This is a genomic window from Streptomyces sp. NPDC051020 (genome assembly GCF_040683105.1).
In the GTDB taxonomy this organism is placed as follows: domain Bacteria; phylum Actinomycetota; class Actinomycetes; order Streptomycetales; family Streptomycetaceae; genus Streptomyces.
Map to the genome: position 1 here is coordinate 127,904 of NZ_JBFBCG010000005.1, position 17,754 is coordinate 145,657.

Below are 17,754 nucleotides of genomic sequence, written 5' to 3' on the forward strand. Positions count from 1 at the left end.
CGCAGACGTAGAGGGAAAGGCCACACCATCGTGACTGAGATCGAGATCGGGCGCGGCAAGCGCGGCCGCAGGGCGTACGCATTCGACGACATCGCCGTCGTTCCGAGTCGTCGTACCCGCGACCCGAAGGAGGTCTCGATCGCCTGGCAGATCGACGCCTACCGGTTCGAGCTGCCGTTCCTGGCCGCACCCATGGACTCCGTGGTCTCCCCGCAGACCGCGATCAGGATCGGCGAGCTGGGCGGCCTCGGTGTCCTCAACCTCGAGGGCCTGTGGACCCGGCATGCCGACCCGCAGCCGCTCCTCGACGAGATCGCCGAGATGCCCGTGGAGTCGGCGACCCGCCGCCTCCAGGAGATCTACGCGGCCCCGATCCAGGAGGAGCTGATCGGGCAGCGCATCAAGGAGGTGCGCGACTCCGGTGTCGTCACCGCCGCCGCGCTCTCGCCGCAGCGCACCGCGCAGTTCTCCAAGGCCGTCGTCGACGCAGGTGTGGACATCTTCGTCATCCGCGGTACGACGGTCTCCGCCGAGCACGTCTCGGGCGCGGCCGAGCCGCTCAACCTCAAGCAGTTCATTTACGAGCTGGACGTCCCGGTCATCGTCGGCGGCTGTGCCACGTACACCGCGGCCCTGCACCTGATGCGGACCGGCGCGGCCGGTGTCCTCGTCGGCTTCGGCGGCGGCGCCGCGCACACCACGCGCAACGTCTTCGGCATCCAGGTCCCGATGGCGACCGCGGTCGCCGATGTGGCCGGGGCCCGCCGCGACTACATGGACGAGTCCGGCGGCCGGTACGTGCACGTGATCGCGGACGGCGGCGTCGGCTGGTCCGGCGACCTGCCGAAGGCCATCGCCTGCGGTGCGGACGCCGTGATGATGGGCTCCCCGCTGGCCCGCGCGACGGACGCGCCCGGCCGCGGCCGGCACTGGGGCATGGAGGCCGTCCACGAGGACGTGCCGCGTGGCAAGCTGGTCGACCTGGGCTCCGTCGGCACGACGGAGGAGGTCCTCACCGGCCCCTCGCACACCCCCGACGGTTCGATGAACATCTTCGGTGCGCTGCGCCGGGCGATGGCGACGACGGGATACAGCGACCTCAAGGAATTCCAGCGCGTCGAGGTGACGGTGGCGGACTCGCAGCACCGCCGCTGATTGTTCCCGGACATACGGGAGGGCCCGGACCGCTCGTGCGGTCCGGGCCCTCCCGTATGCGTGCGGTCAGTCGCTCGCCTTCTTGGCACCGCCATAGGCGGCGACGGCGGCGATGGCGATGAACAGGTACGTCTTGAAGCCCGCGGCCTCGCTCCAGGCGTCGGTCAGCGGACCGAACTTGTCGAAGAAGACGTCCGTGAACGAGACGCTGAACTTGTCGGACACGATCACGGCCATGCCGATGAGCTGGCCGAGGTAGACCGCACCGGGCGACAGGACGGCGCTGACGATCGGCAGGACCGGGTTGCTGCCGCCGACCTTGCCCGCGGCGAAGCCGATCAGGAAGCCGACACCGATGGCGATGTAGCTGACCTCGCGCTCGATCGCACCGGCGATGACGCCGTAGAGCACCGCCGTGACGATTGCCGTGATCACGGCGGTGACCGCACCCAGAGCGATGTTGTTGCGGGCGGGAGCGGCCGGTGCGAACGGCGCGCCGCCGAACTGGCCGGGCTGCTGACCCGCGAACGGGTTGCCGGTCGGGACGCCGGGCTGACCCGGCTGCTGACCGGCGTACGGGTTGCCGCCGGGCTGGGCGTCGTAGGGCTGCTGCGACTGATTCGGCGGCGGCACGGGCTGACTCATGGTGGTATCCCCCTGGGACGGAGCGCACGACTGTGCGAGAAGTGACGCCGCAGGCTAGCAGCCGCCTGTGACATCGCCCACTGAAATCCTTGGGGGAGCCGCGCTCACAACCGGTGTGCGGCTCCGGCCGGGGTGGCGCCGCGGGTGTCCAGAAGGAGCTGGGCCTTCACGGCGAGGCCCTGGAGGTCGTACGTACGGTGGTGCTGCAGCAGCAGCGTCAGGTCCGCGCTCGCCGCCGCCTCGTACAGCGAGTCGGCGCGCGGGACAGGCAGTTCGCGTACGCGCCAGTCCAGGACGTGCGGGTCGTGATAGCCGATCTGCGCGCCCATGTCCATCAGTCGCGTCGCGATCTCCCGGGCGGGGGACGCCTCCTGGTCGGCGAGGTCCGGCTTGTAGGTGACGCCGAGGAGCAGGACCCTGGCGCCGCGGACCGACTTGCCGTGTTCGTTCAGCAGGGTGGCGCAGCGCTGGATCACGTAACTCGGCATCCGGTCGTTGATCTCCTGGGCGAGCGAGACCATCCGCAGCGGGTGGCCGGGGGTGCGGCTGCTGTACGGGAGGTAGCCCGGGTCGACCGGGGCGCAGTGGCCTCCGACGCCGGGGCCCGGACGGAACGGCTCGAAGCCGAACGGCTTGGTCTCGGCGCACCGGATGACGTCCCAGAGGTCGACACCGAGGTCGTGGCAGAGCACCGCCATCTCGTTCACCAGGGCGATGTTGACGTGCCGGAAGTTGGTCTCCAGAACCTTCGTCATCTCGGCCTCGCGCGGCCCGCGGGCGCGTACGACCTTGTCGGTGAGCCGGCCGTAGAACGCGGCGGCCGATTCGGTGCAGGCGGGAGTGAGGCCGCCGATGACCTTGGGGGTGTTGGCGTAGACGTGGGCGCGGTTGCCCGGGTCGAGACGGCTGGGGGAGCAGGCGAGGTGGAAGTCGCGTCCGGCGCGCAGTCCTGAGCCCTCTTCGAGGAGGGGGCGAACGAAACTCTCGGTGGTGCCGGGGGGCACGGCCGATTCCAGCAGGACCGTGGTGTGCGGGCGGAGGCCGGCGGCGAGGGCGCGGGTGGCGTCGGCGACGGCGGTGAGGTCGATGGTGCGGTCGGCGCCGAGAGGGGTGGGCGCGCAGATCACGGCGGTACGGACCCGGCCCAGCTCGGCCGGGTCGGTGGTGGGCCGGAAGCCCCTCGAGAGCATCCTGCGGATCTCCGAGGCGGTGAGGGCGCCTTCGACGGGGGTGCGGCCGGCGGAGAGCTCGGCGAACGGGTGTGGGTCGGTGTCGTAGCCGACGGTGCGGATACCGGCGGCGACGGCGGCTTGGGCGAGAGGCAGGCCGAGATGACCGAGTCCGATGACGGCGAGGTCTGCGGGCATAGAAGTGGCCGTCCTTCCCTAAGACCATGAGAGCAGAAAGCGCAACCGCTGAGGACAGCGCAATGTCAGACTAGGCGTAAATATGACCTATATGTCGCATTGCGAGAGGCTCGTCGTCCGGGTGTTGTCCACAGGCGGTGGCTGAAGTCGTGGACCACGGACAGAATCGAGAGGTGGCCACGGGCGCCCGACCCCCCGGTCGGACCTCAGCCCCGTGCCGGACCCACCCCGATCTACCGGGAGGCAGCGGTGAGGACAGCGACACTGGGACCCGCGGAGCGCGCCGAGGCGCTCGCCGTGATGGCCGAGCGCGAACTGGACGTGCTGGTCGTGGGGGCGGGCGTGGTCGGCGCCGGAACGGCGCTGGATGCGGCGACACGAGGGCTCTCGACCGGACTGGTCGAGGCGCGCGACTGGGCGTCCGGCACGTCGAGCAGATCGAGCAAGCTGATCCATGGGGGGCTGCGCTATCTGGAGATGCTCGACTTCGCGCTCGTGCGGGAGGCGCTGAAGGAGCGCGGGCTGCTGCTGGAGCGGCTGGCCCCGCATCTGGTGAAGCCGGTGCCGTTCCTCTATCCGTTGCGGCACAAGGGCTGGGAGCGGTTCTACGCCGGTTCGGGCGTTGCGCTGTACGACGCGATGTCGGTGTCGTCGGGACACGGCCGAGGGCTGCCTGTGCACCGGCACCTCTCCCGCCGCCGGGCTCTGCGGGTCGCGCCCGCGCTGAGGAAGGACGCGCTGGTCGGGGCGTTGCAGTACTACGACGCCCAGATGGACGACGCCCGCTACGTGGCGGCGCTGGTGCGCACGGCCGCCGGATACGGCGCGAAGGTGGCGAACCGGGCCCGGGTGATTGGCTTCCTGCGCGAGGGCGAACGGGTCGTCGGCGCGCGGGTGGAGGACGTCGAGGCGGGTGGGGAGTACGAGGTCAGGGCCAAGCAGGTGGTCAACGCGACCGGGGTGTGGACGGACGACACCCAGGCGCTGATCGGTGAGCGCGGACAGTTCCACGTCCGGGCGTCCAAGGGCATCCATCTGGTCGTCCCGAAGGACCGCATCCACTCCTCGACCGGACTCATCCTGCGGACCGAGAAGTCCGTGCTGTTCGTGATCCCGTGGGGCCGCCACTGGATCATCGGGACCACAGACACCGACTGGGACCTGGACAAGGCGCACCCGGCCGCATCCAGCGCCGACATCGACTACCTCCTCGAGCACGTCAACTCGGTCCTGGCCACCCCGCTGACCAGGGATGACGTCGAGGGTGTCTATGCCGGGCTGCGGCCGCTGCTGGCCGGTGAGTCGGACGCGACCAGCAAGCTGTCGCGCGAGCACACGGTGGCGCACCCGGCCCCGGGGCTCGTCGTCGTCGCGGGCGGCAAGTACACGACGTATCGGGTGATGGCGAAGGACGCCGTGGACGAGGCGGTGCACGGCCTCGATCAGCGGGTGGCCGACTGCGTCACGGAGGACATCCCGCTGCTGGGCGCGGAGGGCTACCGGGCGCTGTGGAACGCACGGGCGAGGATCGCGGCCCGCACGGGGCTGCATGTTGCCCGGGTGGAGCATTTGCTGAACCGGTTCGGGTCGATGACCGAGGAGATTCTGGAGTTGATCGCCGCCGATCCTTCGCTGGGCGAGCCGTTGCCGGCGGCGGACGACTACCTGAAGGCCGAGATCGTCTACGCCGCCTCGCACGAGGGGGCCCGTCATCTCGACGACGTTCTGACGAGGCGGACCCGGATCTCCATCGAGACCTTCGACCGGGGCACTCGCTCCGCGCGGATATGCGCGGAGCTGATGGCTCCGGTGCTGGGCTGGGACGAGGGGCAGATCGAGCGGGAGGTGGAGCACTACGAGAAGCGGGTGCAGGCGGAGCGGGAGTCGCAGCGTCAGCCGGACGACCTGACGGCGGACGCGGCACGGCTCGGGGCGCCGGACATCGTGCCGATCTGACGGTCCGATCGTCGGTCCGAGCCGATCGGCGGCCCTTCAGGAGGTGGGATGACGGTTCTGCCCGGTGGGGCAGAACTCGGCTTCGAGGAGCGCCGGTTCGAGGGTCGCTTCGGTCAGGGTGTCTGTGTTGATGCGGAACGTCAGGATGTGTCGGCCGTCTCGGGTGGCTGCGGTACGGACGTAGCTGCCCGCGATGTGGCCGTTGTGACCCCAGACGGTCGTCCCGCACGAGAGTTTCCGCGGATAGATGCCCATGCCGTAGGTCCCGTGCGCCGTAACGGTGTTCAGCAGGGTGCTCAGCTGGGCGGGCGGCAGCAGGCGGCCGCCCAGCAGGGCCGCGTAGAAGCGGTTCAGATCGGCGAGCGTGGAGATCAGCTCTCCGGCGGCGCCCGCGGTGCGCGGATCGAGGACGGTGACATCGCGGAGGGAGCCGTCGGCCGGGTCGCGGGAGTAGCCGCGCCCGTGCGGGGCCGGCAGGCCGGTGCGGGCGCCGGGGAGCGAGGTGCCGGTGAGATGGAGGGGCTTGATGATGCGGTATCTGATCTCGGCGGCGTAGCTGTGTCCGGTGACGCGTTGAACAACCAGGCCGAGCAGGACGTAGTTGGTGTTGGAGTAGGAGTAACCGCCGGTGGTGTTCGTGGGGCGGTGGGCCACGGCCGTTTGGATCGCGGCGATGGCGGAGACGGGGTGCGCGCCCGGGACCGCGGTGTAGTCGTAGAGGCCGCTGGTGTGGGTGAGCAGGGCGCGCAGGGTGATGCGGCGGCCGTCGTTGCCGTGACCGCGTACCAGCCCGGGCAGATGGCTGTCGACGGTGTCGGACAGCTGCAGCCTGTGCTCCCGGGCGAGTTGGAGGACGACCGTCGCGACGAACGACTTGGTGATGCTGCCTGCCCGGAACCGGTCCGCCGAGCGGATGCCGGGACCGGTCGAGCGGTAGGTGGCGTGGCCGACGGAGGAGGTGTCCCGGGTGAGAAGTGCCGCGGCCGGGGCGCCGCCCTCGGCGACGAGCCGGGGGAGGTACGCGGCTGCGGGCGTGAGGTGTGGTTCGCTGGGCAGGCTCGTTGTTCCGAGGCCGAACAGCGTGAGCACCACCAGGGTGGCGGGCAGCGCTCTGAGTGACGGCATGGCAGGGAGTCCCTTCCTCCGGCCACATCATGACGGACCCCGGACCCGGCACCATGACCGGTCCTGGGGTGAGGGACAATGAACGCTCTGCCAGGGCGGGTTGATCGCAGAGGGGACGCATGTCGGAGGCGGAGCAGGCACGGGAGCCCCAACGGGACACGGATGGACGTCTCCTTGCGGGTAGGTACCGGCTCGGGGTGGTGCTCGGCCGGGGCGGTATGGGCACGGTCTGGCGTGCTGTCGACGAGACGCTGGGCCGCACGGTCGCGGTCAAGGAGCTGCGGTTCCCGTCGGCCATCGACGAGGACGAGAAGCGTCGGCTCATCACGCGCACACTGCGCGAGGCGAAGGCGATTGCCAGGATCCGCAACAACGGTGCGGTGACGGTCTACGACGTGGTCGACGAGGACGACCGGCCGTGGATCGTGATGGAACTCATCGAAGGCAAGTCGCTCGCCGAGGCGGTGCGCGAGGACGGGGTGCTGACGCCGAAGCGCGCCGCCGAGGTCGGCCTCGCCATCCTCGACGTGCTGCGCTCGGCGCACCGCGAGGGCATCCTGCACCGCGATGTGAAGCCGTCCAACGTACTGATCGCCGAGGACGGCCGGGTCGTGCTGACCGACTTCGGCATCGCACAGGTCGAGGGCGATCCGTCGGTCACCTCGACGGGCATGCTCGTCGGCGCTCCGTCGTACATCTCGCCGGAGCGCGCCCGCGGACACAAGCCGGGACCGCCCGCGGACCTGTGGTCGCTCGGCGGACTGCTGTACGCGAGCGTCGAGGGTTCCCCGCCGTACGACAAGGGTTCGGCGATCGCCACCCTGACTGCGGTGATGACCGAGCCGCTCGACCCGCCGAAGAACGCGGGCCCGCTGGAGGAGGTCATCTACGGCCTGCTCGCCAGGGATCCGGAGGAGCGGCTCGACGACGCGGGTGCGAGGGCCCTGCTCAACGAGGTGATCCACGCCGCCGACGAGCCGGCCCCCGTGGTGCCCCCGCCGGCCGACTCCACCCAGGTCATGGCGCTGCCCGGAAGTGTCGTCGCTCCCCGCACCAAGGGGGCGTCGTCCGGCGAGGCGGCGGAGGGCGGCCGGGACCGGCTGCGCGGTGCGCTGCGTTCCGCGCGGAACGCGAAGGCGGCGCCCGGAGCGGGTGCGGCTGTCACTGCTCCTGTCTCCGCCGCCGCACCCTCTGCCTCTGCCGATTCCCCGGCTCCGGCCCGGCCCAAGGTGGCGGCAGCCTCCGCCTCCGGGGGTGTACCGCCGCAGCGCCCGGGAGGCCCGTCGAGCACGCCGGTCCGCGCGTCCCTCACGGACGTGGTGTCCCGTCGCACTCTGGCGATCATCGCGGCCGCCGTCGCGGTCGTCGTGCTCGGCACCGTCCTCGCGCTCACGCTCGGCGGGGACGACACGGACAACCGGAGCAGCGGCTCCGGCAAGGGCGGCACGTCGGCCTCGGCGGGGGCTACCACGAGCGCCGGCTCCGGAAAGGACCAGGACCAGGGTCAGGAGCAGAGCGGCGATCAGGGCAAGGGCAAGGGCAAGAACAAGGACGACGACTCGGGCAAGGGGTCGGACGAGTCCAAGGGGTCGGACGCGGGCAAGGCGGGCGCGCTGCCCGACGGCTACAAGATGGTCACCGACAAGCGGTTCCACTTCATGATGGCGATGCCTGAGAACTTCACGCCTTACAAGATCGCGGGCGCCAACTCCGGCCGGATCTACGCCGTGAACGGCGGCTACCCGCGCGTCCAGGTCGACTACAACAACTCTCCCAAGGACGATGCCGCCGCGGCCTGGAACGCGGCCAAGGGCTACATCGCGTCCACGAGCAGCGGTTACCGGCACCTCGGGATCGAGACCGTCGAGTTCAACGGCTATCCGACCGTTGCCGACTGGCAGTTCGAGCGCAATGAGAACGGGCAGCGGAGCCGCGTGCTCAATCGGGGCTTCAAGGTCGATGCCACGCACGGCTACTCGATCATGATCAGCTGCAAGGCGAGCGAGTGGAACGACGAGGCGTGCCGGACCGCGCGTGAGACGGCGTTCGCCACGTTCCGGCCCAAGGACTGAGCGGCGGTTTGCCTCGACCCTGCCGCACGGTCGGCACTTGCCACGTATGGTGAGAGGCCGAGGACCGTACGCAGTCATAACCGTAGGTGAATTGCACAGTATGTGACCGCAATTGACGGTTGATGCGGTCTCTGTGGCCGGGGGACAGCGCGCTCTGGGGAGGCGTCGTGGACGACTATGCGGGTCGGGTGCTTGCCGACCGCTACCGCCTTCCGTTGCCTCCGTCCGATGAGTACGAACTGGTCGAGACCCGGGCGTTCGACACCTACAGCGGGCAGGAGGTTCTGGTCCGGCAGGTGCCGCTGCCCGAGGTGGTGGACGCCGAGGTGCTCGACGGCGACCGGCCGGTCCCGGCGGCCCGGCGGGTGACGGGGCGGGCCGTACGACGGTCGACGGACCCGGCGGTCCGGCGCGCCATCGAGGCGGCGCAGGCGGCGGCCCAGGTCCCCGACCATCCCCGGCTCGACCAGGTCTTCGACGTGTTCGCCGAGGATGGATCGCTCTGGATCGTGAGCGAACTGGTCGCGGCCCGTCCGCTGGCCGCGCTGCTTGCCGAGCGGCCGCTGAATCCGTACCGGGCCGCCGAGATCGGCTCCGATGTGCTGACGGCCCTGCGGGTGCTGCATGCACACGGCTGGACCCACCGGAACATCACCATCCGTACGGTGCTGATCTGCGACGACGGACGCGTCATGCTGACCGGCCTGGCGGCCGGGGCGGCGGAGGAGGCGTTGTGCGGGTATGTGCCGACGCCGCAGCCCGAGGACGGGAACGGGTACGGGCGGCCCGCGCTCGAGTCGGGCCCGACCGGTCCGTATGTACCGCCCGAGGAGCCCGCCGAACGAGCCGGGCCGCCCGGACCCGTTGAGCTGCCGTCCTCGCGCGGTCCGGCCGGTGAGCTGGAGACCGTACGGTCGCCGCTGCTTTCTGACGCGGCTGCCCCCGGCGCGGACGGCTCCGCGCAGCTGCGGGCCGCGCGCGCCGGAGCCATCGCCGCCTACCGCGCGGGCGCCCGCGCCGCCGCACGCGTCAGCGAGGACCAGCGACGTGCCGGGACCGGCGAGCCGGAGGAGGCGGACCGGACCGGCAGCCTCCCCGCTCAGCGTCCCGGCCCCCCGGACATCGGCCGCCCGCATCTCACGGGTGGGTGGGGCGCCGCCGCGACGGACCCGTACGACGACGAGGGTGACGAGGACGACGACGAGTACGACGCCCCGTACGGCCGTGACGGCGGCGACGGGGGCCACGGTGGCCAGGGGCCGCCCGACCGGCGGATGCACCTGATCGGCTCATGGGGCGACGGCGCCGACTTCGGGCGCCCTGTTCCCGCGGGCGGCTCCAACGAGGACGCCCTGCGCGCCGACGCCCGTCGCCACGGCAACTTTGCACCGCAGCAGCAGGAGCACCGACAGCAGCCCACCTCCGGCCGCTGGGACGACGTCGTCGCCGGTGACCAGGGAGCCCCCGCCTACCGCGGCCCCGCCACCACCCTCGCCGCCGAGCGCGCCCGGCAGGCACGGATCGCCGTCGTCGGCGCCGTCACCGAGCGCTGGGCGCCCGAGCAGGCCGGACCGGTGCACGAGAACTGGCAGCTGGCACCGCCCATCGGCCCCGCCACCGATCTCTGGGCGCTCGGCGCCCTGCTCTACCGCGCTGTTCAGGGCCACGCCCCGTACCCCGAGGAGAACGCGGCCGAGCTCGTCCAGATGGTCTGCGGCGAGCCGCCCGCCTTCGCCGAGGAGTGCGGTCCGCTGCGTCCGGTCGTTGAGTCGCTGCTGCGCCAGGACCCCACCGAACGCCCGGACTTCGAGGAGCTGCGCGGCTGGCTGCGCTCCCTCGTGCGGTCGGCGCCCGAGCCCGAGGCCGGTCTCGACGTCGTGCCGCTGCCGTCCGTCGACGGCACCCGGCTGCCCGTCGTACGCCGCCGGGGCGAGCTGGTCCGCAAGCGCCGCGGCCGGGGCAGCGCCTTCGCGCACGGTCGCCACCGTCAGACGAGGGAGCGGCCCGAGCGGTACGAGAAGCCCCGCGAGCCCAAGGGCCCCAAGGCGCTGCGCACTCCGCCCCGCCCCCGGCAGGGCGAAGGACGTGCGCCGCGGCGGCTCGGACGGCTGCTGCTCGTACTGATCCTGCTGGGCCTGGCCGCCGCCATCGCATACGCCGTGATGTTCATGCCCAAGGCGGACAGCGGCGCCGGGCCGGGCTCCCCCTCCGGTTCCAAGGGCTCGAGCGCGGCGGCCTCGGACACCGGCTCACCCGACTCCTCCGACGGGAAGCCGCCGGCACAGTCCGAGCCGCCGTCACCGTCCCGGTCGCCCGGTGCGGAGCAGCCGCAGACCAGCCGTTCGGCCGTCGCGCTCGCACCCGGTTACACCCTGCGCAAGGACGCCGAGGGCTTCGAGGTCGGCGTCCTCAAGGGCTGGCAGCGCAGCGCCGGTGGCGCCGACCGGCGGGTCAGGTACGGCAGCGACGGGTTCAGCCTGCTGGTCGTGCCGGGCCGCGACACCGTGAAGGCGAACGGCGGCGACCCGCTCGTCTATCAGAGCGACAAGGAAAGGGAGTTGCAGCCCTTCCGGGACTCCAGCTGGTCATCGGCGACCGGGTTGCGCCGAATCGACGTCGGCCGACAGGCCATGGCGGAAGGCCAGTTCACCTGGCAGGACGAGACCGGGCGCGAGGTGTACGTCCGCAACCTCGCGATGATCGTCGACGGCCGCTACCACGTCATCCAGGTGATCGGCCCGGAGAACGAGCGGGACAAGGTGACCGCCGTCTACGAACAGGCCATCGCCTCCTACGGCGTGGACTCCTGAGGCATCGTCACCGCAAGAGCGCCCGCGCGACAAGCATCACAGTGCGGTTTCTTGGGCGGTGCGAGGTTCCGTGGTTGTACTCCCCCTCCGTAACCTGGCATTCGAAGGAAACGGGGCGGGGGACAGTGGAACGATCACAAGGAACGGGAGCGGGACTGATACTGGCCGGAAGATACCGGCTCGGTGAAGTCCTGGGGCGCGGCGGCATGGGCAAGGTGTGGCGCGCCCACGACGAAGTGCTGCATCGCACCGTCGCTGTCAAGGAGTTGACCGCCGGGCTGTACGTCGCCGAGGCCGACCGGGTCGTGCTCCATGCCCGGACCCAGAAGGAGGCCCGCGCCGCGGCCCGCATCACCCATCCCGGCGTGGTCACCGTCCACGACGTGATCGAGTACGACAACAGGCCCTGGCTCGTCATGCAGTACGTCGACGGTCCGTCACTCGCCGACGCCGCCAAGGAGAGTGGCGAGATCGCGCCGCGCGAAGCGGCCAGGATCGGCCTCCATGTCCTGAGCGCGCTGCGCGCCGCGCACACCGCCGGTGTGCTGCACCGGGACGTGAAGCCCGGCAACGTACTCCTCGCCCGTGACGGTCAGGTGCTGCTCACCGACTTCGGTATCGCCGCGATAGAGGGCGACTCGACCATCACCAGGACCGGTGAACTCGTCGGGTCCATCGACTATCTGGCGCCCGAGCGGGTACGCGGCGGCGATCCCGGTCCCGCATCCGACCTCTGGTCGCTCGGCGCCACCCTCTACTCCGCGGTCGAGGGACGCTCGCCGTTCCGTCGTACGTCCCCGATCTCCACCATGCAGGCCGTCGTCGCCGAGGAACCGCCGCCGCCCGCCCGGGCCGGCGCGCTCGGCCCGGTGATCACCGCGCTGCTCCGCAAGGACCCGGCGGACCGGCCCTCGGCGGCCGAGACGGAACGGATGCTGCTGGACGCGATGGAGGGGCGGGAGCCCCGGGCGGCGCAGGCGTACGTACCGACGCAACGGGTGCCCGAGGAAGCCCTGCGGGCGACGGACCCGGGTGCCACGGGGCGCACCGCCGGTACCGGGCCGGAGGCACTCGACCCCGAACCGCAGTTCACGGCCGGCCCGGTGACCCGCCGCAGCCGCGGCCGGTGGCGTACGACGGTCCTGGTCATCGCGCTCGCCGCGCTGGTCGGCGGTGGCGCCGGACTGGCCGCGATGAAGTTCGGCGAGAGCCCCGGAACGGGCGGCACGGAGAGCGGAACGGTCCATGCGACCGGCACTCCGCCGCACACCCCGTCCCAGGGCCCGGGGCCCGGCCCCTCCGCCAAGGCAGTGCCCGACGGCTGGCACCCGGTCACCGATCCCGAAGGATTCGGCCTGGTCGTCCCCGACGGCTGGAAACGCCGGGTGAAGGGTCGGAACGTCGACTACACCCCGGACAACGGCGAGCACTACATCCGGATCAGCGTCGACCCGGAGCCCGACTTCGACAGCCCCTACATGCACATGGTGGACCTGGAGAAGACGCTCACCGGGCGGCTGCCGGGCTATGAGCGCAAGACCCTCCACTCCAACCCCTACCGCGATCGTCCCGGATCCCTCTGGGAGTTCACCTGGACCGAATCCAAGGATCACCCCGGCCCGCGCCACGCGATCGATCAGATGTACTTCGCGGAGGACGGCGGCCCGGAGTACGCGTTGTACATGTCGGGTCCGGCGGAGGACTGGGACGCGACGCGGGGCCAGTTCGACACGATGCTGCGGGGCTGGCGCGCCCCGGGTGACGCCGGCTGACGGGGCCTGCGCGTGCGGCATGACGAGCGCACGGAAAACCAGGGGGAGCAGGGCGGCGGTGGCCGAGAACCAATCCGCGGACGACCGGCCGGAGGAGCGTGCGGAGGATCGGGCACACGAGGATCCCGCGTCCGCTGAGGACTGCGTGCCGCTGCCGCGCAGTTGTTTCGCGAACGGCCGGTCGGCCCGTCCGGCTCGGTAGATAGCCCCTGATCAGCAAATATGCCGCCAGTGAACACTGGCTCGATTTGTGGGGACTGTGAAAACCTGTTACCGGCGGGTATCCAAAGTGTGCGGCTGGACATACGCTCGCCCCATGACGGACTCGCAGGCCTCTGTTGCCCACCCTGGTTCGAACCCTGTGGCCGCCGCCCCCGCGGGCGCGCGCACAGCCGCCGACGTGGTGACGCCCGAGGTGGTCGCCCAGTTGACCCGTGGCGCCGTCGGCTCCGGCCGTACCGCGAACCACACCCCCTTCACCGGGGAGAAGCTCGCCGACCTGCCGGAGTCCACCCCCGAGGACGTCGCCGAAGCCTTTTCCCGGGCCCGCGCCGCCCAGCCCGCCTGGGCCGCCACCCCCGTCCGGGCCAGGGCCGCCGTCCTGCTCCGCTTCCACGACCTCGTACTCCAGCGCCAGGCCGAGGTCCTCGACCTCATCCAGTTGGAGACCGGCAAGGCCCGCCTGCACGCCCACGAGGAGGTACAGGCGGTCGCCATCGTCGCCCGGCACTACGGGCGCAAGGCGTCCTCGTATCTGAAGCCGAGGCGGCACACCGGTGCCGTACCGACGCTGACCAAGGCGACCGAGCTGCGCCAGCCGCGCGGCGTCGTCGGCCAGATCGCGCCGTGGAACTACCCGCTCGAACTGTCTGTCGGCGACGCGCTGCCCGCGTTCGTCGCCGGCAACGCCCTTGTGATGAAGCCCGACACGGAGACCGCCCTCACCGCGCTCTGGGCCCGTGACCTGCTGATCGAGGCCGGGCTGCCCGCCGAGGTGTTCCAGGTCGTCCTCGGTGACGGACCGGTCGTCGGCCCCGAGGTCGTCAAGCACGCCGACTACGTCTCGTTCACCGGATCCACCCGTACCGGCCGCGAGGTCGCTCAGGGAGCCGCCGCCCGCCTGGTCGGCGTCTCGCTGGAGCTCGGCGGCAAGAACGCCATGCTGGTCCTGAAGGACGCCGACGTGGAGAAGGCCGCCGCGGGCGCCGTCCGCGCCTGCTTCTCCTCCGCCGGACAGCTCTGCATCTCCATTGAGCGGCTGTACGTCCACGAGTCGGTCGCCGACGACTTCGTGGCGCGGTTCGCCGCCCGCACCAAGGCCATGCGGCTCGGCAGCTCCCTCGCGTACGGCGCCGACATGGGTTCGCTCGTCAGTGAACGCCAGCTGGAGACCGTCACGCAGCATGTCGCGGAGGCCGTCGAGAAGGGCGCCACACTCGTCGCGGGCGGCGTCGCCCGCCCCGACATCGGCCCGCTGTTCTACGAGCCGACCATCCTCGACGGCGTCGAGGCACCCATGGCCGTCTGCACCCAGGAGACCTTCGGCCCGGTCGTCTCCCTCTACCGCTTCTCCGACGAGGACGAGGCCATCGCCCTCGCCAACGCCACCCCGTACGGCCTGAACTCCAGCGTCTGGACCAAGGATTCCAGGCGCGGCCACCGGGTCGCCGCCCGGCTGCGGAGCGGCACGGTCAACATCAACGAGGGGTACGCCTCCGCCTACGGCAGCGTGCAGTCCCCGATGGGCGGCATGAAGGATTCCGGTCTCGGCCGGCGGCACGGCTCCGAGGGCATCCTCAAGTACACCGAGGCCCAGACCGTCGCCCAGCAGAGGCTGATCCCGCTCGCCCCGTCCTTCGGGATGGACGACGAGAAGTACGCGGCGTTCATGAGCCGCAGTCTGCAGGTGATGAAGGCGCTCCGCCTGCGCTGAGCCCGTAACGGGCTCCCCCACGGTAGGGAGTGGGCGCCCGACGCCCTGCGACTCCGCTTGCGGCGTTGTCGTCAGTCACCGACTCCCCCATGGCCTTAAGGGCATGGGAGGGGCCCCTTCGCGTCGACTCCTTCCTCCGCCTTGCAATCGAAGCCGCACGACGCCGCTCGCTGATCCACTCCCTATCGTGGGGGAGCCCGTAACACCGCAGCACGTTCTGTCCTTTTCGCACCGAGGAGAGCCATGTCCCAGGACAGCCCTGCCCAGAATCAGGCCGGACCGGCGGGTGAGACCGAGGACGACGCGGCGTACGACTACGACGTCCTCGTCGTCGGCTCGGGCTTCGGCGGCGCGGTGTCCGCCCTGCGGCTGAGCGAGAAGGGGTACCGGGTCGGGGTCCTGGAGGCGGGCCGCCGCTTCACCCCCGGCACCCTCCCCAAGAACTCCTGGGACATCAAGAACTACCTGTGGGCCCCCGCCCTCGGGCTCTTCGGCATCCAGCGCGTGCATCTGCTCGGCAAGGTGATGGTGCTCGCCGGGGCGGGCGTCGGCGGCGGCTCCCTCAACTACGCCAACACGCTGTACGTCCCGCCGGCCCCGTTCTTCGAGGACCGCCAGTGGGCCTCCATCACCGACTGGCAGGACGAGCTGACGCCGTACTACGACCAGGCCAAGCGGATGCTCGGGGTGCGGCTCAACCCCACGATGACCCCGTCCGACGTCCATCTGAAGGCGGCCGCGCAGGCCATGGGCGTCGGCGACACCTTCCATCTCGCCCCGGTCGGTGTCTTCTTCGGCGACGGCAACGACGCCGACGGCGCGGCGAAGGCGAAGCCCGGCAAAACGGTCGCCGACCCGTACTTCGGCGGCGCGGGCCCCGCCCGCAAGGCCTGCACCGAGTGCGGCGAATGCATGACGGGCTGCCGCCACGGCGCGAAGAACACCCTCAACGAGAACTACCTCCACCTCGCCGAGAAGGCCGGTGCGGTCATCCACCCGATGACCTCCGTCGTCGCGATCACGGACGACCCGGAGGGCGGGTACCACGTCACGACCGTCCCGACGGACCGCCGGAAGAAGGGCGGGCCGACGCGGCTGCGCGCCCGCAAGGTGGTCGTCGCGGCGGGCACGTACGGCACCCAGACCCTGCTCCACACGATGAAGGACAAGGGGCTGCTGCCCCGGCTCTCCGCCAGGCTCGGCGAGCTGACCCGTACCAACTCCGAGGCGCTCGTCGGCTCCCAGACCAGCGACCGCCGCTACCGCAGGAAGCACGGCACCGCGAAGGCCGACTTCACCCAGGGCGTCGCCATCACGTCCTCGATCCACCCCGACGAGAACACCCACATCGAGCCGGTCCGCTACGGCAAGGGTTCCAACGCCATGGGCTCCCTGTCGATCCTCCAGGTCCCGTACGGCAGCCGCCGGGTGCTGGGCTGGCTCGGCAACATGGCCAAGCACCCGACCCTCGCCGTCCGGTCGCTCTCCAACCGTCGCTGGTCGGAGCGGACCATCATCGGTCTCGTCATGCAGTCGCTGGACAACTCCCTGACGACGTACCGCAAGCCCAGCGGTATCGGAAAGGGCCTGCTCACCGCCCGGCAGGGGCACGGGGCGCCCAACCCCACCCAGATCGAGGAGGCGACGCGCAGCGCCTCGTTGCTCGCCGACGAGATCAACGGCTTCGCCGGGTCGAACGTCGGCGAACTGATGGGCACCCCGCTCACCGCGCACTTCCTCGGTGGCTGCCCGATCGGTGCGAGCGCGAAGGACGGTGTCATCGATCCGTACCACCGGCTGTACGGGCACCCGGGCATCTCGGTCGTGGACGGCTCTGCGGTCTCCGCGAACCTCGGCGTCAACCCGTCGCTGACCATCACCGCGCAGGCGGAGCGGGCCATGTCGTTCTGGCCCAACAAGGGGGAGGCGGACCCGCGCCCGGCGCAGGGCGAGGCGTACGAACGGCTGGCCGCGGTCGAGCCGAAGGCACCGGCGGTGCCGAAGGAGGCGTTCGGCGCACTGAGGCTGCCGTTCCTGGGTCTGCCGACGGTCCCGCCGAAGAAGAAGCAGTAGGGCCTCGCTTTCGCACCGGGGCGGATCCGGACAGCGGAAAGGGGCTGCACCCCCCTCCGAGTGCAGCCCCTCACGCCGACCGGTGACCTCGCCCGTTACGCGGCGGCGTCACCGTTCCTGCGGCGCCGCACGACGAACATCGCACCGGCGCCGAGCACTACGGGGGCTATGACTGCGGTGGCGGCGGCCACCGCCATGGCGCGGCGAAGCTTCATGAAGACCTCAGAAATCCGGTGTACCGCTGTGGCCGCGGTACGCGGGTGGGGACGGGCCTTCCGTGAGGGGGTCACAGCTGGGGCCGTTGTTCTGCATGCATGACCAGCCAGCCGCCGCAATGGTTGTCCCAGTGTTCACGGAATCTTTATGTGACATATGCCGCATGGCGCTCCGTCGCCCTCGTGACCTGCGGAAATTCGCCGCTGCTCCATGACCAAGGGCCCCGCGGTCCGGTGTGAACCGGCCCGCGGGGCCCTTGTCGATCAGCACCGACGTCAGGGCAGCGCCGGTGCCGAGGGGCGGCGCCGGGGGGTGGCGCCGCGGGAAGGTGGTGCGTCGAGTCGGCGCCCCCCGCGCACCGGGGGTGCGTACGAGGCGTCGACCCACGTCGTGGGTAGTGCGATATGGGGGACTTGCCCCTTGCATCGTGCTGGATCGGCTGCGTCCCGCGCAACCGTTTCGTCCGGATGCGGTCGGCTCCGGGCGTCCCCGGGGCCGACCGCTCTTGGGGTGACCGGGCAGCTGTCCCCTGCCGACCGGTCACGCACGCTGGGGCGCGGTCCCACGGCGTACCTGCAGTACGCCACACGCTCCAGCGGAGCCACGCGTGGTTTCTTCCTGGGCCGCCCC

10 protein-coding genes are annotated in these 17,754 nt (G+C 71.1%); 7 read left to right on the forward strand and 3 right to left on the reverse strand.

Annotated features, from left to right (window positions below; genetic code table 11):
- The first annotated feature begins 30 nt into the window (after window positions 1–30).
- The gene (locus AB0N06_RS04930; protein WP_030914322.1) at window positions 31–1,155 is read left to right on the forward strand and encodes a GuaB3 family IMP dehydrogenase-related protein; all 1,125 of its coding nucleotides are present in this window, start codon (window positions 31–33) and stop codon (window positions 1,153–1,155) included.
- 66 nt (window positions 1,156–1,221) lie between these two features.
- Here the strand turns inward: AB0N06_RS04930 and AB0N06_RS04935 are convergent, their stop codons facing one another.
- Both AB0N06_RS04935 and AB0N06_RS04940 read right to left on the reverse strand, forming a co-directional pair.
- Complete coding sequence (locus AB0N06_RS04935; RefSeq protein WP_366133293.1) at window positions 1,222–1,800, reverse strand: hypothetical protein; 579 nt, start codon at window positions 1,798–1,800, stop codon at window positions 1,222–1,224.
- Window positions 1,801–1,904: 104 nt separating this feature from the next.
- Window positions 1,905–3,167 carry a nucleotide sugar dehydrogenase gene (locus AB0N06_RS04940; RefSeq protein WP_366133294.1) on the reverse strand — a complete coding sequence of 421 codons (1,263 nt, stop codon included), beginning with the start codon at window positions 3,165–3,167 and terminating at the stop codon, window positions 1,905–1,907.
- Between the two features lie 249 nt (window positions 3,168–3,416).
- Between AB0N06_RS04940 and AB0N06_RS04945 the strand changes: the two genes are divergently transcribed.
- The gene (locus AB0N06_RS04945) at window positions 3,417–5,123 is read left to right on the forward strand and encodes a glycerol-3-phosphate dehydrogenase/oxidase (protein WP_366133295.1); all 1,707 of its coding nucleotides are present in this window, start codon (window positions 3,417–3,419) and stop codon (window positions 5,121–5,123) included.
- A gap of 36 nt (window positions 5,124–5,159) precedes the next feature.
- Here the strand turns inward: AB0N06_RS04945 and AB0N06_RS04950 are convergent, their stop codons facing one another.
- Window positions 5,160–6,248 (reverse strand): serine hydrolase domain-containing protein, encoded by a 1,089-nt coding sequence (locus AB0N06_RS04950; RefSeq protein ID WP_366133296.1) that lies wholly within the window; start codon window positions 6,246–6,248, stop codon window positions 5,160–5,162.
- A 119-nt stretch (window positions 6,249–6,367) separates the two neighbouring features.
- Here AB0N06_RS04950 and AB0N06_RS04955 point away from each other — a divergent pair, with 119 nt between their 5' ends.
- The 5 genes from AB0N06_RS04955 to AB0N06_RS04975 all read left to right on the forward strand — a co-directional run bounded on the left by AB0N06_RS04955 (window position 6,368) and on the right by AB0N06_RS04975 (window position 16,908).
- The gene (locus AB0N06_RS04955; protein ID WP_366133297.1) at window positions 6,368–8,320 is read left to right on the forward strand and encodes a serine/threonine-protein kinase; all 1,953 of its coding nucleotides are present in this window, start codon (window positions 6,368–6,370) and stop codon (window positions 8,318–8,320) included.
- 167 nt (window positions 8,321–8,487) lie between these two features.
- The gene (locus AB0N06_RS04960) at window positions 8,488–11,130 is read left to right on the forward strand and encodes a protein kinase (protein WP_366133298.1); all 2,643 of its coding nucleotides are present in this window, start codon (window positions 8,488–8,490) and stop codon (window positions 11,128–11,130) included.
- Window positions 11,131–11,255: 125 nt separating this feature from the next.
- Window positions 11,256–12,902 (forward strand): protein kinase, encoded by a 1,647-nt coding sequence (locus tag AB0N06_RS04965; protein WP_366133299.1) that lies wholly within the window; start codon window positions 11,256–11,258, stop codon window positions 12,900–12,902.
- A gap of 316 nt (window positions 12,903–13,218) precedes the next feature.
- Complete coding sequence (locus AB0N06_RS04970; protein ID WP_366133300.1) at window positions 13,219–14,835, forward strand: succinic semialdehyde dehydrogenase; 1,617 nt, start codon at window positions 13,219–13,221, stop codon at window positions 14,833–14,835.
- A gap of 243 nt (window positions 14,836–15,078) precedes the next feature.
- A complete protein-coding gene (locus AB0N06_RS04975; protein WP_366133301.1) occupies window positions 15,079–16,908 on the forward strand; it encodes a GMC family oxidoreductase in 1,830 nt (609 codons plus the stop codon).
- The last annotated feature ends 846 nt before the right edge of the window (window positions 16,909–17,754 follow it).